At 70.3% G+C, this 14,602-nt stretch carries 15 protein-coding genes; 13 read left to right on the top strand and 2 right to left on the bottom strand.

Going from position 1 to position 14,602, the window contains the following annotated elements; translation table 11 throughout:
* Positions 1-50: 50 nt before the first annotated feature.
* Positions 51-677 carry a superoxide dismutase gene (locus tag KRR26_RS11105; RefSeq protein WP_217079789.1) on the bottom strand — a complete coding sequence of 209 codons (627 nt, stop codon included), beginning with the start codon at positions 675-677 and terminating at the stop codon, positions 51-53.
* Positions 678-834: 157 nt separating this feature from the next.
* Between KRR26_RS11105 and mutM the strand changes: the two genes are divergently transcribed.
* The 9 genes from mutM (at position 835) to KRR26_RS11060 (ending at position 9,491) form a co-directional block, all read left to right on the top strand.
* On the top strand, positions 835-1,641 hold the full coding sequence (gene mutM, locus KRR26_RS11100; RefSeq protein WP_120203347.1) for a bifunctional DNA-formamidopyrimidine glycosylase/DNA-(apurinic or apyrimidinic site) lyase: 807 nt from the start codon (positions 835-837) through the stop codon (positions 1,639-1,641).
* 134 nt (positions 1,642-1,775) lie between these two features.
* Entirely contained in the window at positions 1,776-3,623 is a 1,848-nt protein-coding gene (locus KRR26_RS11095) for a TIGR04551 family protein (RefSeq protein WP_199723683.1), read from the top strand.
* A gap of 3 nt (positions 3,624-3,626) precedes the next feature.
* A complete protein-coding gene (locus KRR26_RS11090; protein ID WP_120203018.1) occupies positions 3,627-3,827 on the top strand; it encodes a hypothetical protein in 201 nt (66 codons plus the stop codon).
* Complete coding sequence (lysA, locus tag KRR26_RS11085; protein ID WP_120203017.1) at positions 3,824-5,065, top strand: diaminopimelate decarboxylase; 1,242 nt, start codon at positions 3,824-3,826, stop codon at positions 5,063-5,065. Before KRR26_RS11090 ends, lysA begins: the two co-directional genes overlap by 4 nt.
* Before the next feature lie 16 nt (positions 5,066-5,081).
* Positions 5,082-5,966 carry a 4-hydroxy-tetrahydrodipicolinate synthase gene (gene dapA, locus KRR26_RS11080; RefSeq protein WP_217079788.1) on the top strand — a complete coding sequence of 295 codons (885 nt, stop codon included), beginning with the start codon at positions 5,082-5,084 and terminating at the stop codon, positions 5,964-5,966.
* An 18-nt stretch (positions 5,967-5,984) separates the two neighbouring features.
* Complete coding sequence (gene dapB / locus KRR26_RS11075; RefSeq protein ID WP_120203015.1) at positions 5,985-6,779, top strand: 4-hydroxy-tetrahydrodipicolinate reductase; 795 nt, start codon at positions 5,985-5,987, stop codon at positions 6,777-6,779.
* Entirely contained in the window at positions 6,776-7,543 is a 768-nt protein-coding gene (locus tag KRR26_RS11070; RefSeq protein ID WP_120203014.1) for a fumarylacetoacetate hydrolase family protein, read from the top strand. The genes dapB and KRR26_RS11070 overlap by 4 nt, the downstream gene beginning before the upstream one ends.
* Positions 7,540-8,076, top strand: a complete 537-nt coding sequence (gene folK, locus KRR26_RS11065) for a 2-amino-4-hydroxy-6-hydroxymethyldihydropteridine diphosphokinase (protein WP_120203013.1) — start codon at positions 7,540-7,542, stop codon at positions 8,074-8,076. The genes KRR26_RS11070 and folK overlap by 4 nt, the downstream gene beginning before the upstream one ends.
* Entirely contained in the window at positions 8,073-9,491 is a 1,419-nt protein-coding gene (locus KRR26_RS11060; RefSeq protein WP_120203012.1) for a tetratricopeptide repeat protein, read from the top strand. Before folK ends, KRR26_RS11060 begins: the two co-directional genes overlap by 4 nt.
* 30 nt (positions 9,492-9,521) lie before the next feature.
* Here KRR26_RS11060 and KRR26_RS11055 read toward each other — a convergent pair whose 3' ends face one another.
* The gene (locus KRR26_RS11055) at positions 9,522-10,592 is read right to left on the bottom strand and encodes a KpsF/GutQ family sugar-phosphate isomerase (protein WP_120203011.1); all 1,071 of its coding nucleotides are present in this window, start codon (positions 10,590-10,592) and stop codon (positions 9,522-9,524) included.
* A 148-nt stretch (positions 10,593-10,740) separates the two neighbouring features.
* Between KRR26_RS11055 and fsa the strand changes: the two genes are divergently transcribed.
* From fsa to KRR26_RS11035, 4 genes are all read left to right on the top strand, one after another.
* Positions 10,741-11,394 carry a fructose-6-phosphate aldolase gene (gene fsa / locus KRR26_RS11050; RefSeq protein ID WP_120203010.1) on the top strand — a complete coding sequence of 218 codons (654 nt, stop codon included), beginning with the start codon at positions 10,741-10,743 and terminating at the stop codon, positions 11,392-11,394.
* 68 nt (positions 11,395-11,462) lie between these two features.
* A complete protein-coding gene (locus KRR26_RS11045) occupies positions 11,463-12,599 on the top strand; it encodes an acyl-CoA dehydrogenase family protein (protein WP_120203009.1) in 1,137 nt (378 codons plus the stop codon).
* A 156-nt stretch (positions 12,600-12,755) separates the two neighbouring features.
* Positions 12,756-13,553, top strand: a complete 798-nt coding sequence (locus KRR26_RS11040) for an electron transfer flavoprotein subunit beta/FixA family protein (RefSeq protein ID WP_120203008.1) — start codon at positions 12,756-12,758, stop codon at positions 13,551-13,553.
* Positions 13,554-13,608: 55 nt separating this feature from the next.
* Entirely contained in the window at positions 13,609-14,574 is a 966-nt protein-coding gene (locus KRR26_RS11035) for an electron transfer flavoprotein subunit alpha/FixB family protein (protein WP_120203007.1), read from the top strand.
* Positions 14,575-14,602 lie beyond the last annotated feature (28 nt).

The raw sequence follows: 14,602 nt of genomic DNA, 5'->3' as shown, positions 1-14,602 counted from the left end.
TGCGTTCGCCTCGTAGTCAGCGCCCGGCGCCTGGGCAAGTGCCCCGTGGCTCACGCCCCGCGCGGCTCGGCCAGCCGGGAGGCGCAGGCTGCGTAGTCGATGTTCTGGAAGTAGGCGTCCACGTAGCGGGCGCGCTCGGTGGCCTTGTAGTCCGGCACGAAGGCATGCTCCCACGCATCCATCACGAGGATGGGGCGGAAGCCCGCGATGTTGTTCGTCTCGTGCAGGGTGACCCAGTGGTTGGACAGCCACCGGGTGCGTGGGTCCTGGAACGTCACGGCCCAGCCGATGCCCGGCATGGTGGCCACGGCGCGAAAGTCCGTCAGCCAGTTCTCGAACGAGCCGAAGCTCTCGGTGAGCGCTCGGGTCAGCACGTCCGGCACGGGCGTCGTCGCGCCCCCCGGCTTGAGGTTGCCGAAGTAGTACTCGTGCAGGACCATGCCGTTGTACTCGAAGCCCAGGCGGCGGGTCAGCTCGGCATAGGTGGGGTTGGAGCCCGCGGCCTCGCCTCGGGCCTGGAGCCCCGACAAGAGCTCCGTGAGCTTGTTGGTCCGGTTGACGTAGCCCTCGTACAGCTTGAAGTGCACCTCCAAGACCGCGTCGCTGATGCCGTGGAGCCCCTTGAGGTGAGGGTAGTGCTGGGGGGCGTACTTCTTCTGCGGAAGCGGAACGGGCATGCGGCCTCCCGGCGCGAGGGACGGACGAGCACTGGACGTTCCTTCATACAGGAGGCCCGTCCCCCCGGCGCTCGGCCGCGCGTCGCGGTGTGCTCGGCCGAACACGCGGCGACAGTCGCTGCGCCGGGCGTGTGCGCGGTGGTATGTGCCCGCCACGATGCCCGAGCTGCCCGAAGTGGAGATCGCGCGAAGGAACCTGGTGCGTTGGTTCGACGGGCGCCGCGTCGTGCGCGCCGAGGCGGACGACTCCCGCGTCTTCCGCGGCGCCGAGCGCTCCCGCTTCGCGCGCCTGACCGGGCGGGTGGAGTCCCTGGAGCGCAAGGGCAAGTACCTGCTGTTCACGTTCGAGCAGGGACGCGGGCTCATGGCCCACCTGGGCATGACGGGGCGCTTCGTGCGCCGGCCCGAGGGCCATGCCGAGCGGCACAGCCGCGCGCGCTTCCATCTGGATGACGCCACCGTGTTGCACTTCGCGGATCCACGCCTGTTGGGGCGCATGGAGCCCGTGCCCGCGAAGGAGCTGTGGTCATTGGAGCCCGTCATGGCGCTGGGCCGAGACCCCTTGTCAGAAGGGCTCACGGCCGCGCAGCTCCGGGACGCGGTGGGAAGCACGCGCATGGACCTCAAGGTGGCGCTGATGGACCAGTCCCGCGTGGCCGGCCTGGGAAACATCCACGCCGCCGAGGCGCTCTTCCGCGCGGGCCTGCACCCCGCGCGCAAGGCCGAGTCGCTCACGCCCGAGGACTGGCGTCGCCTGGCCCGCGCCGTCCACGCCAGCATCGACTTCGGGCTGAAGGAGCAGGAAGGGGAGGAGCCCGCCTATCTGGAGGATGGCGCCGTCAACCTCTTCCAGATCTACGGGCGCGCGGGACAGCCCTGCGCGAAGTGCGGAACGACGGTGCGCGCCTTCACTCAGGGCGGTCGCACCACCCATTTTTGTCCCCATTGTCAGCCCTTGGATTGAAATGACCCGGGGGGTGAAGGCGTTGACGGCGCGAAACCTCGGGCCGGTAAGCGTTGACACCCCCATGGCCCATGGCTTGAATCGCCCGCCCTTTACAGTCGGCCGCGCCGAGCGGCCCCCGGAGCCTGTTGCCCATGTCTCACGCCCTGCTGGCGGCGCTGCTCGTCGCCTCGTCCACGGCCACCGCGCAGACGCCGGTGCCCGAAGGCGGCACGTCCACGCCCGCGCCCACTTCGGCGCCCGCGCCCTCTTCGCCCGCGGCGGCGGCCACCCCGGCTGAGGACACGCCCAGCCGCGAGGAGTTGGAGCAGAAGCTGGACGCGGCCAAGAAGGAGCTGCGCGAGGAGATCCGCGCCCAGGCCGCGACCCAGTCCGTGTCCTCCGGCTGGCAGGAGGAGTGGACCGAGGAGAAGCGCAAGCTCGAGATGCTCAACCTGGACGGCTACCTGCGCGTGCGGCCCGTCCTCTTCTACAAGTTCAACCTGGGCAAGCCGGTGCGCGCCCCCGGCCAGCCCAACGGTCTGGAAATCTTCCCCCGCTCGCCGCGCAGCGCGAACGAGAAGACGCAGGCGGGCGCGGACATGCGCGTGCGCATGGAGCCCACCGTCAACGTCTCCGAGGACGTGCGCGTGAAGCTCCAGGTGGACGCCCTGGACAACCTGGTGCTGGGCTCCACGCCGGACTCGTTCATGTCCGCGGACGGCCGCAACACCTTCTCGCTGTTCTCCGACAGCCAGAGCCCGCCGAGCGCCGGCATCAACGCGCTGAAGGACTCCATCGTCGTGCGCCGCGCCTACGGCGAGGTGTCCACGCCGGTGGGCATCCTGCGCTTCGGTCGCATGGGCAGCCACTGGGGCCTGGGCATGCTGCGCAACGACGGCAACTGCCTGGACTGCGACTTCGGCGACACGGTGGACCGCATCCAGTTCGTCACCGAGCCGTTCGCGGGTTGGTACATCACGCCGATGCTGGACTTCAACTCGGAGGGCCCCACGTCCGAGCTGAAGAACAGCATGGGCGAGCCGGTGGACCTCACCCAGTCGGATGACAGCCACAGCCTGGTGCTGGCCATCGCCCGCCGCGACACGGATCAGCAGGCGCGCGCGAAGCTGGAGAACAACCAGGGCGTGCTCAACTACGGCCTGTACTTCACCTACCGCACGCAGGCGTGGGCGGCCACGGGCTACGAGACCACGGGCAACCCCAACAGCACGGACTTCGTCCAGCGCGACGCGCACGTCTACACGCCGGACCTCTGGCTGAAGTACGAGGAGCAGAACTTCCGCCTGGAGTTCGAGTTCGCCGCGGTGCTGGGCAAGATTGGCAACAGCGCCCAGAGCGCCGCCAATGCGACCATTTCGCAGAACAACCAGCCGCTGCGCATCGCGCAGTTCGGTGGCGTGGCGCAGGGCGAGGTGCACCTGACCAAGAGCCGTCAGCTCCACCTGGGGCTGGAGCTGGGCTTCGCCTCGGGCGACAAGGCCTACGGCATGGGCAACTACCCGGGCCGCGCTGGCACGGGCGCCAATGGTACCACGGCCGCGGGTGACATCGAGGGGCCGCAGTACGGCTGCACCACCCCGGACCACTGCGACAACGCCATCCGCAACTTCCGGTTCAACCGCGACTACCGCGTGGACATGATCCTCTGGCGCGAGCTGATCGGCGGGGTGACGGATGCCTTCTACGTGAAGCCCAGCCTGCGCTACTCGGTGGCTGAGGGCTTCGACGTGTTCGGGAGCGTCATCTACTCGCAGGCGTTCTACGCGGAGTCCACGCCGTCGGCGGTCAACCACGCGCTGGGCCTGGAGGTGGACGTGGGCGCGCGCTACGAGACCGAGGACGGCTTCGTGGCGGGCATCTCCTACGGCATCCTCTTCCCCATGGGCGGCCTCAAGGACGCCATGTTCATCCAGCAGGGTCTGAGCCAGGACCTGCGCACGCCGCAGAGCATCCGCGGCATGCTGGCCATCAAGTACTGAGTGATGCGCTCCGTGCTCTGGCGGTCGTGCGTGGCGGGGAGCCTGCTGGTGGGGCTCTCCGCGTGCGGCATCAAGGGCAACCCGCGCCCGCCGCGTCCACCTCCCGTCACGGAGACGGCGCCGCCCACGGACCCCGCGCGCGGCGCGGTCGCCCCAGTGGGCCCCACCGTCCCGGCTCAGTCGGACGGCGGGATTCCCCCGTGAGCGACTTCGACTATCAGAAGGGCGTCCTGCACGCGGAGGCCGTGCCCCTGCCGGCCATCGCGGACGCGGTGGGCACGCCCACGTATGTCTATTCGGGCGCGGCGCTCACCCGCCGCTTCCAGCAGGTGACCGAGGCCTTCGCAGGGCAGCCGCACCTCGTGTGCTACTCGGTGAAGGCCAACTCGAACGTGGCCATCCTCCGGCTGTTCTCCCAGCTGGGCAGCGGCTTCGACATCGTGTCGGGCGGCGAGCTGGCGCGGGTGCGGCACGCCGGAGGAGACCCGCGCAAGACGGTGTTCGCCGGCGTGGGCAAGACGCCGGACGAGATGGCGCAGGCGCTGGACGCGGGCCTGCTGCTGTTCAACGTGGAGAGCGCCGAGGAGCTGGAGGCGCTGGACGCGGTGGGTCGGAGCGCGGGCCGCCCCGCGCCGTTCGCGCTGCGCGTGAACCCGGACGTGGATGCGCGCACGCACCGCTACATCTCCACGGGGTTGAAGACCTCCAAGTTCGGCGTGCCGTTCGAGGAGGCGCTCGCGCTCTACACCCGCGCGAAGAAGATGAAGGGCGTGCGCGCGCTGGGGCTGGACTGCCACATCGGCTCGCAGCTCACCGCCACCGCGCCGCTGCGAGCGGCGCTGTCCAAGGTGGCCCAGCTGTACCTCGCGCTCCAGGCCCGCGGCCACGCGCTGGAGTACCTGGACGTGGGCGGCGGCCTGGGCATCACCTACGCGGACGAGACGCCGCCGTCGCCCGCGGAGTACGCACGCACGGTGCTGGACGCGACGCGCGCCACCGGCGCCACGCTCATCCTGGAGCCGGGCCGCTCGTTGGTGGGCAACGCGGGCGTGCTGCTCACCCGCGTGCTGTACCGGAAGCAGACGCCGGAGCGCACCTTCGTCGTGGTGGACGCGGGCATGAACGACCTGCTCCGCCCCGCGCTGTACGAGGCGCACCACGCGCTCCAGCCGCTCGTGCGCCGCCGAGGCAAGGCGGTGGAGGTGGACGTGGTGGGGCCAGTGTGCGAGTCCACCGACGTGCTGGCCCGCGCCCGTCCGCTGCTCCTTCCCCGGGCAGGCGAGCTGTTCGCCTTCATGAGTGCCGGGGCTTACGGGATGAGCATGGCCTCGAACTACAACTCGCGTCCGCGTCCCGCGGAGGTGCTCGTGGACAAGGCCGCCTGGCGTGTCATCCGGGAGCGGGAGCGCGTCGAGGATCTCTGGCGCGGCGAGCGGGCCTGAACGTATAAGCGCCGGCATGAAGACCTTCGAAGGCTCCATGACGGCGCTGGCCACCCCGTTCAAGGATGGGGCGCTGGACGAGGCGGCTTATCGCGCACTCGTTCGCTACCAGATTGAAGGTGGCACGGCGGGCCTCATCCCCATGGGCACCACCGGCGAAGCGGCGACGATGAGCGCGGACGAGCGCGCCCGCGCCGTGGCGGTGGTGGTGGAGGAGGCGAAGGGGCGCGCCACGGTGATTGCCGGGGCGGGCAGCAACAGCACCGCGGAGACCATCGAGTCCGTGGGCCGCGCGCGCGACGTGGGCGCGGACGCCTCGCTCATCGTCACGCCCTACTACAACAAGCCCACGCAGGCGGGCCTGGTGGAGCACTACCGCGCGGTGGCCAGGGCGCACCCGGGCTTCCCCATCGTGGCGTACAACGTCCCGGGCCGCACGGGCGTGGACCTCCTGCCAGAGACGATGCGGCGGCTGTGCGACCTCCCCGAGGTCGTCGCCATCAAGGAGGCCACGGGCAACCCGTGGCGCGCGCTGGAGCTGCGCGAGAAGTGCGGCGAGCGGCTCATCGTCCTGTCCGGTGACGACTTCACCGTGCTGCCCACGATGGCGTGCGGCGGCAAGGGCGTCATCTCGGTGTCCTCCAACGTGGCGCCCCGCATGATGGCGGACCTCGTCGCCGCGGCGCGCGGTGGCGACATGACCCGCGCGCTCGACCTCCAGGTGCGGCTCAACGAGCTGCACCGGCGCCTGTTCGCCGAGTCCAACCCCATCCCCGTGAAGTGGGCGCTGCACCTGATGGGCCTCTTTGGCCCCGAGGTGCGCCTGCCGCTGGTGCCGCTGTCCGAGTCGCAGGTGCCGCTGATGAAGGCCGCGCTCACGCAGCTGGGGTTGCTGAAGTAGGCCGTCCCGAGGGCGCGCATGACTCGCATCGTCATCACCGGCATCACCGGCCGCATGGGCGGCACGCTCCTGCGGCTTGGGCGCGCCGCGGCGGACCTGCAAGTGGTGGGGGCCACGGTGCGGCCGGGGCGCGCGGCGGAGGCTCGGGCCTCCACGGGCCTTGCGTGCGTGGAGGAGGACCTGGGGCGCGCGCTGGACGCGGCGCCCGCGGACGTGGTGGTGGACTTCACCAGCGCGGAGCTGAGCGTGGCCCATGCGCGCGCGTGCGCCGAGCGCGGCGTGGCGATGGTGGTGGGCTCCACGGGCTTCACTCCGGAGACGACCGAGGCGCTGCGCGCGAGCGCGGCGAAGGTCCCCCTCGTCGCGGCGCCCAACACGTCGGTGGGCGTGAACCTCGTCTTCCGCGTGGCCGCCGAGCTGGCGCGCGTGCTGGGCCCGAGCTTCGACGTGGAGGTGTTGGAGGCCCACCACCGCATGAAGAAGGACGCGCCCAGCGGCACGGCGCTGCGGTTGGCGGAGGTGCTGGCCGAGGCGCTCGGGCGTTCGAGCGACGACTTCACCTTCGCGCGGCAGGGCCAGGTGGGCGCGCGCCCGCCGGGTGAGATTGGCGTGCAGACCCTGCGCGGCGGCGACGTGGTGGGCGAGCATACGGTGTATTTCTTCGGCGAGGGCGAGCGCATCGAGCTCACCCACCGGGCCACGAATCGAGACCAATTCGGGCTGGGCGCGCTGCGCGCCGCGCGGTGGGTGGCGAAGCGCGCGCCCGGGCTCTACGACATGGCCGACGTGCTCGGCCTCCAGGGGACGAAATGACCGCGCGTTACTGCCGCTTCCTTCACGAGGGCCGCGCGCACCACGGCCGGGTCGAGGGCAACGAGGTGGTGGTCCTCACCGCGGCGCCCTGGGCGGGAGGCAAGGAGACGGGCATCCGCCGCTTGCTGGGGGGGCTGACCCTGCTGGTGCCCTCGGATGCGTCCAAGGTGGTCTGCATCGGGCAGAACTACCGCAAGCACGCGGAGGAGATGGGCAAGCCCATCCCCTCCGAGCCGCTCATCTTCACCAAGCCGTCTACGGCCTTGAACGGCCATGGCTCGCCCATCCGCATTCCCCGCGCGAGCCAGGAAGTGCACTACGAAGCCGAACTGGCGCTGCTCATTGGCGAGCGGCTGAAGAACGCGGACGAGGCCACCGCCGCGCGCGCCATCTGGGGCCTGACCTGTTTCAACGACGTGACGGCGCGCGACATCCAGAAGCGCGAGACTCAACACACGCGCGCCAAGGGCTACGACACCTTCGCCTGCGCGGGCCCGTGGGCCGTGACGGGGCTGGCGTCCGGGGACCTGCGCATCCAGGCCCGCGTCAACGGGCAGGTGCGGCAGGACAGCCGGACCTCGGACATGGTGTTCAACGCCGCCCGCCTGGTGTCCTTCATCTCGCACGTGATGACGCTGCTGCCCGGCGACCTGGTGAGCACGGGGACGCCCTCGGGCGTGGGGAAGCTGGAGGCCGGGGACACGGTGGAGGTGGAGGTGGAGGGAATCGGGACCCTGGTGAATCCGGTTGAGATGGAGCCGTGAGCGCTACCGTCTACGTCGGCCTGGGGTCCAACGAGGGGGACCGCGAGGCCCAACTCGTCGCCGCCCTCTACGCCATGTCTCGCATTGATGCCGTGGCCGTGCTGGCGTGCTCGTCGTTGTTCGACAGCGCGCCCGTGGGGCCCGAGCAGCCTCGCTTCCTCAACGCGGTGGTGGCCCTGGAGTGCGGGGTGGCACCGCAGCGCCTGCTGTGCATCCTCCAGCAGATTGAGGAAGACCTGGGACGCCGTCGGGGAGGGCCCCGCTGGTCTCCCCGGCCCATCGACCTGGACATCCTCTTGTGGGACGAGCAGGTGGTCGCGGACCCGAATCTCCAGGTGCCGCACCTGGAGCTGCACAAGCGCCGCTTCGCGCTGGAGCCGCTCGCGCAGCTCGCCCCCGAGGTGAAGCATCCCGTGTTGGGGATGTCCGTGAAGGAACTCCTGGGGAAGCTCGCCCCGCAGGATGTCCACAAGCGCGAGGCCCGCTGGTGGCCCGACGCGAGCACTGCCCGCCTCCCGGTGAACGACTCATGAGCCTCCCCCTCGCCCTGGCCGCCGCGGCGCTGCTCGCCGCCGAGCCCTCGCCCCTTCCTCCTGGCCACCCGGTCATCCCCCCGGGGACGCAGGCCTCGCCCACGGCCGCGATGCCCGCCGGGCACCCCGCGCCGGGCACGGCGTCCGCGACCCCCGCGGGCGCGCTGCCTCCCGGACATCCCACGCTGGGCGCCTCGGGCATGGCGCCGGCCGCGCCCACCGGGCCGCTGCCCGTGGGTCATCCGGCGGTGGCCGAGCCGGGCCGGGCGCCCCCGTCCGCGGACGAACTGCTCAAGCAGCTCGACTCGACCCAGGGCCTGCGCGAGCGCGAGAAGACGTTTGAAATCGCCTCGTCGCTGGGGCGGCTCTACTACCTGAACGGCCGGCACACGGACGCCATCACCTACCTGCAGCAGGCCGAGGGCCGCGCGCAGCCGGTGCGCGACGTGTTCCTCGCCGCGCGCAAGAAGCTGGGCAAGGCGCCCGTGCCCACCGCGGAGGCGGCGAACTGCGGCTTCACGCCCGGCATGGCGCTGGAGGCCATGGCCACGGTGGCTCAGGAGCGCGTGACGAAGGGCGACACGGCGGGCGCGGCGGCGTGTGCGCGCGCGGCGCTGACCCCGGTGCTGGACGTGGAGGTGATGCGCGGCAACTCGCTCTACCTCACCGGCAACGCGGCGGGCGCGCTCGCGGTCTACACCCGCGTGTTGGAGCTGGAGCCCGGTCAGGAAGAGGCGCTCTTCGCGCGCTCATCCGTCCTGTTCGAGACCCAAGGGGAGGACCTGTCCGCGCTGAAGAAGGCGGCCGAGGGCTTCGACACGCTGGTGAACACGCGCCCCAACTCGCCGCGCGCGCCCATGGCCAAGCAGCTCAGCCAGACGGCCAGGGACACCGTGAAGGCCGGTGGGCGTCAGAAGTATCTGGAGACGCGCGCCGCGGACCGCCGCATCCGGCTGTCCCAGGCAGTGGCCGCCATGCCGGCCCGGGGCAATCCCGCCGAGGCCGATGGCCCGCGCGCCCTCACCCCGGAGATGGTGGAGGCGGTGCAGAACACCGAGCACACGCCGGAGATGGACCAGGGGTTGGCGAAGCTGGTGGAGGAGGGCGAGGAGCACCTTGCCCACGGCCGCTACCAGGAGGCCCTGGCCAACTACACGCGCGTGGTGCCCTTCCAGCCGCAGAACGGGCGCGCCAAGGCGGGCATGGCCTGGGCGCTCGTGGGCCTGGGGCGTCCCATGGCCACGCGCATCTGGGGCGTGGCGGTGCAGGCGGACGCCGCCGCGGTGGAGGCGCTGGGCGACACGCTCAAGTCCAAGGGCGACGCCAAGGGCGCCAAGGCCCTCTGGGAGAAGCTGGCCCAGGACGCGCCCGAGTACTCGGGCAAGGCGGGCCTCCAGGCCAAGCTGGCCCAGTAGGCCCCGCGCGGGACTTCAGACGAACCCTCCTCAGACGAACTTGGAGGCCAGGAGGTCCTGCACGTCGAGCAGGCCCACCGCGCGGCCCTCTACGTCCACCACCGGGAGCTGATCCACGCGCAGCTCCCGCATCTGCGCCGTCGCGGCGAGCACCAGCGTGTCCGGCGTCACGCACCGAGGGCGCTTGCCCATGACGGCGCGCACCGGCACGTCGAAGTCGGTGTGGCCGCGCTCCACCAGCCGGCGCAGGTCTCCATCCGTGAAGATGCCCACCAGCAGCCCGGCCGCGTCCACCACGCAGGCGGCGCCCGGCCGGCCCGGCGTGTTGGTCATCACCACCACGGTCTCGGACAGGCGCGCGGTGTCGCGCACCACGGGGTTGGAGGGCCCCGAGCGCATCAGCTCGAACACGCGCAGCACCGAGCGCCCCAGCTTGCCGCCCGGGTGCAGGAGCGCGTAGTCGTCCGTGCCGAACGGCCGCGAGCGCAACAGCGTCATGGCCAGCGCGTCGCCCACCGCGTGCAGCGCGGCGGTGGAGGCGGTGGGCACGAGCCCCATGGGGCACGCCTCCTCAATCCGCCCGATGTCCAACACCACGTCCGAGCCCCGCGCGAGCGCGCTCTCCGCGTCGCCGGTGAGCGCCACCACGGGCACGCCCATGCGCTTGAAGGACGGCAGCAGGCGCACCAGCTCTTCCGTCGCGCCGCTGTTGGACATCGCGAGGATGACGTCGCCCCGGCCCACGCGGCCCAGGTCGCCGTGCACGGCCTCGGCGGGGTGCAGGAAGACGGAGCGCACGCCCGTGGACGCGAGCGTCGAGGACAGCTTCTGTCCGATGAGCCCCGCCTTGCCCATGCCCGTCACGACGACCTGGCCCGTGCACTCGCGCACCAGCTTCAGCGCGCGCAGGAAGGACGGGCCCAGGCGTTCGGTGACGCCGAGGATGGCGTGGGCTTCCGCCTCCAGCACGCCGCGCGCGTAGGCGAGCGTGGCGGCGGCGTCCTCGTCCTCGTCCATGACGGGCGGCGAGGTGGGGGCGGAGCGGCCGGGGAGGGCCCGCAAGCGGGGCTTCTTGGCAGGGGAGCGAGGGGAGCGGGCCATGGCGACGGGCGCTACCTTTATCCCCGGGCCCGGGGCCCTGGCCACCCTTGACGCATGGGGGGGCATCGGTTACGGGCCTGCACGGCCGGCTGCCTGCGACTGGCCGCACCCACCCTCTACCTGCAGGTTCAATCCCAAAGGGGACGAGATGAAGTTCTTCATCGACAGCGCCGACGTCGGGGAGATCCGCAAGGCCCACGAGATGGGCTGCGTGGATGGCGTCACCACCAACCCGTCGCTCCTGGCCAAGGTGGGCCGGAGCCTGGACGAGACCATCCGCGAAATCTGCACCATCGTGGACGGCCCCATCAGCGCCGAGTGTGTCTCGCTCGAGGCGCCCGAGCTCATCAAGGAAGGCCGCGGCCTGGCGAAGATTCACGACAACGTCGTCGTGAAGATTCCCATGGGCGTCGAGGGCATGAAGGCCGTCAAGGCGCTCACCGCCGAGGGCATCCGCACCAACGTCACCCTCTGCTTCTCCGCCAACCAGGCCCTCTTGTGCGCCAAGGCCGGCGCCACCTACGTGTCGCCTTTCGTGGGACGCCTGGATGACATCTCCCAGGACGGCATGGAGCTCATCGCCCACATCCTGGAAATCTTCCAGAACTACGACTTCGACACCCAGGTGCTGGTCGCCAGCGTGCGCAACCCGGTGCACGTGCTCCAGTCCGCTCGCATGGGGGCGCACGTGGCCACGCTTCCCTACAGCGTCATCACCCAGCTGGCCAACCACCCGCTGACCGATGCGGGCATCAAGAAGTTCCTGGCGGACTGGGAGAAGGTCCCCAAGACGAAGGGCTAGTACGTAGGACTGGCGGTCCGGCGGCTCCAAGGGTAATTGTTGACTACTGAATCAACCCGAGGAGCCGCATGGACTTCCAGCTCACCGAATCGCAGCGCGCATTGCAGGACGCGGCGCGCAAGTACGCCCGCGAAGTGGTCCGCCCCAAGGCCGCGCACTACGACGAGACGTCGGAGTTCCCCAAGGACCTGCTGTCCGCGGCGTTCGAGCTGGGGCTCATCAACATGGCCATCCCGTCCGAGTACGGCGGCCTGGGCCTGTCGCACCTCGAGCAGGTGATGGTGTGCGAGGAGCTGGCGTGGGGCTGCGCGGGCGTGGCCACGTCGCTCATCGCCAATGACCTGGCCAACCTGCCCATCATCCTGCACGGCACGGATGACCAGAAGAAGCGCCTGCTGACGCCCTTCACGCAGAAGGTGAAGTTCTCCTCCTTCTGCCTCACCGAGCCGGGCGCGGGCTCGGACGTCGCCGCCATGAGCACCACCGCCCGTCGTGAGGGCGACCACTACGTGCTCAACGGCTCCAAGTGCTTCATCACCAACGGCGGCTACGCCGACCAGTTCACCGTCTTCGCCACGGTGGACAAGGCGAAGAAGCACAAGGGCATCACCTGCTTCGTGGTGGAGGGCCGTCCGCAGGGCCTGACCACCGGCAAGCACGAGAACAAGATGGGCCAGCGCGCCAGCAACACCACCACCGTCACGTTCGACGAGGTGCGGGTGCCGGTCGCCAACCGCATCGGCGAGGAGGGCCAGGGCTTCCTCGTGGCCATGGCCACGCTGGACAACAGCCGCCCGCTCACCGCGAGCATCTCCGTGGGCATCGCCCGCGCCGCGCTCGAGCACTCGCTGGACTACTCCGCCCAGCGGCAGACCTTCGGCAAGCCCATCCGCGAGCACCAGGGCGTGCAGTTCATGCTGGCGGACATGGCCATGAACACCCACGGCGCGCGCTTGCTCACCTACGAGAGCGCCTGGGTGTTGGACCAGGGCCAGCGCAACACGCTCCAGTCCAGCTACGCGAAGTGCTTCGCGGCGGACATGGCCATGAAGGTCACCACGGACGCGGTGCAGGTCTACGGTGGCTACGGGTACATGAAGGAGTACCCGGTGGAGAAGCTGATGCGCGACGCGAAGCTCATCCAGGTCTACGAGGGGACCAGCCAGGTCCAGCGGCTGGTCATCGCGAAGGAACTGTTCAAGTAGCACAGCAAAACTGTGGCCGGCGGCCGTTTCCCGTTGCCGCCGCGTCACGCGAATGCCTATTAATCCTGCCCGGTCGCGCGGTGCGTCAAGTCACCGCGCAGGGTGTTGTTGGCCCGCCGCACTTTCCAGTCGCTCCTCGCAAGGAGAAGCAACGCCGTGAAGATTCTCGTCACCGCCAAGCGCGTGGAAGATCCCGAGTCGAAGATCAAGGTCAAGCCGGACGGGTCGGGCATCGTCCAGGAGGGGTTGAAGTACAAGATCAACCCCTTCGACGAAATCGGGGTCGAGGAAGGACTCCGGCTCGCGGCGAAGCACGGCGGCGAGGTCGTGGTGGTCTCCATCGGGACCAAGGACGTGCAGGAGCAGCTGCGGCACGCGCTGGCCATGGGCGCCACCCGGGCGGTGTGGGTGAACCACGCGGGCGCGTTGGATCAGCTCGGCATCGCGGCGCTGCTCCAGAAGGTGGTGGAGAAGGAGAAGCCGGACCTCGTCGTGCTGGGCAAGCAGTCCATCGACGATGACCAGAACCAGGTGGGCCAGTACCTGGCCGAGTTCCTGGGCTGGGGCCAGGCCACGTTCGCCTCCAAGGTCGAGTCGCTGGAGAGCGAGGCGGAGAAGAACAAGGTGCCTGCGGTGGCGCTGACCGCGGACGGCAAGGCCGTGCGCGTGGTGCGCGAGGTCGACAACGGGTTGGCCACGCTGGAGGTGCAGCTGCCGGCCGTCGTCACCACGGACCTGCGCCTGAACCAGCCGCGCTACGCGAGCCTCCCGGGCATCATGAAGGCCAAGAGCAAGCCCATCGAGGAGCTGACGCCGGAGAAGCTGGGCGTGGACGTCACGCCGCGCATCCAGGTGCTGAAGATGTCCGCCCCTCCCGCGCGCAAGGCGGGCATCAAGGTGCCGGACGTGGCCACGCTGGTGGAGAAGCTTCACAACGAGGCGAAGGTCGTCTGAGTCGCGCGAGCGCTCCCTTCGTCACGCACCCTTTCGAGAGACTGGAGTCAGACAGATGCCAATCGTTCTCATCGTCGCCGAGCAGCAGCCGGACGGGAACCTGCGCAAGGCCTCCCTCAACGCCATCTCCGCGGGCAAGGCCCTGGCCGACAAGGCCGGCGCGGAGCTGCACCTGGTGCTGCTCGCCAAGGACCCCGCGAAGCTGGCCGAGGAGCTCAAGGGCACCGGCGCCAAGGCGGTCCACACCGCCGCCGCCCCCGAGTTCGAGCACTACCTCGCCGAGACCTACGCGCCCGCCATCGCGGCGCTCGCGCAGGAGCTGAAGGCGGACTACGTGGGCATGGCCTCCACGGCGCAGGGCAAGGACCTGATGCCGCGCGTGGCCGCTCGCCTCAAGGCCGCCATGGCCACCGACGTCATGGCCATCAACGGCTCGGGCGCGGACGTCACGTTCACGCGCCCCATGTGGGCCGGCAACGTCTTCGCCGAGGTGAAGCTCACCACGCCGGTGAAGGTGTTCACCGTGCGCGCCACGGAGTTCCCTGCCGCCGCGACGGGCCAGGGCGCCGCCGAGGTGAAGACCTTCGCCGCGAAGGTCGAGGCCTCCAAGACGAAGTTCGTCGACTTCAAGGAAGTGAAGAGCGCCCGCCCCGAGCTGACCGAGGCGCGCGTGGTGGTGTCCGGTGGTCGCGGCACCAAGGGTGACTTCAAGGAGATCGAGGCGCTGGCCGATGAACTCGGCGCCGCCGTCGGTGCCTCGCGCGCGGTGTGCGACGCCGGCTGGGTTCCCAACGACTTGCAGGTCGGCCAGACGGGCAAGGTCGTCGCTCCGCAGCTGTACATCGCGGCGGGCATCAGCGGCGCCATCCAGCATCTGGCGGGCATGAAGAGCTCGAAGACCATCGTGGCCATCAACAAGGACCCGGAGGCCCCCATCTTCCAGGTGGCGGACTACGGGCTGGTGGAGGACCTCTTCAAGGTGCTCCCCGCGCTGCGCCAGGCCATCCACGGCCTCAAGTAGTCGCGCGCGCCGCTTGGGGTGACGCCGC

Origin of the sequence: Citreicoccus inhibens (genome assembly GCF_019039035.1) — a bacterium.
Lineage (GTDB): Bacteria > Myxococcota > Myxococcia > Myxococcales > Myxococcaceae > Citreicoccus > Citreicoccus inhibens.
Note: the sequence above shows the minus strand (reverse complement) of the source record. Positions and strands in the feature narration are given on the sequence as shown.

Coding starts and splice junctions, on each gene's coding strand:
- dapA (WP_217079788.1), top strand. CDS start 5,082: ATGAAGACCTTCGAAGGCTCCATGACGGCGCTGGCCACCCCGTTCAAG.
- KRR26_RS11045 (WP_120203009.1), top strand. CDS start 11,463: ATGGACTTCCAGCTCACCGAATCGCAGCGCGCATTGCAGGACGCGGCG.
- mutM (WP_120203347.1), top strand. CDS start 835: ATGCCCGAGCTGCCCGAAGTGGAGATCGCGCGAAGGAACCTGGTGCGT.
- KRR26_RS11055 (WP_120203011.1), bottom strand. CDS start 10,592: ATGGCCCGCTCCCCTCGCTCCCCTGCCAAGAAGCCCCGCTTGCGGGCC.
- KRR26_RS11095 (WP_199723683.1), top strand. CDS start 1,776: ATGTCTCACGCCCTGCTGGCGGCGCTGCTCGTCGCCTCGTCCACGGCC.
- KRR26_RS11105 (WP_217079789.1), bottom strand. CDS start 677: ATGCCCGTTCCGCTTCCGCAGAAGAAGTACGCCCCCCAGCACTACCCT.
- KRR26_RS11060 (WP_120203012.1), top strand. CDS start 8,073: ATGAGCCTCCCCCTCGCCCTGGCCGCCGCGGCGCTGCTCGCCGCCGAG.
- fsa (WP_120203010.1), top strand. CDS start 10,741: ATGAAGTTCTTCATCGACAGCGCCGACGTCGGGGAGATCCGCAAGGCC.
- dapB (WP_120203015.1), top strand. CDS start 5,985: ATGACTCGCATCGTCATCACCGGCATCACCGGCCGCATGGGCGGCACG.
- KRR26_RS11035 (WP_120203007.1), top strand. CDS start 13,609: ATGCCAATCGTTCTCATCGTCGCCGAGCAGCAGCCGGACGGGAACCTG.
- KRR26_RS11090 (WP_120203018.1), top strand. CDS start 3,627: ATGCGCTCCGTGCTCTGGCGGTCGTGCGTGGCGGGGAGCCTGCTGGTG.
- KRR26_RS11070 (WP_120203014.1), top strand. CDS start 6,776: ATGACCGCGCGTTACTGCCGCTTCCTTCACGAGGGCCGCGCGCACCAC.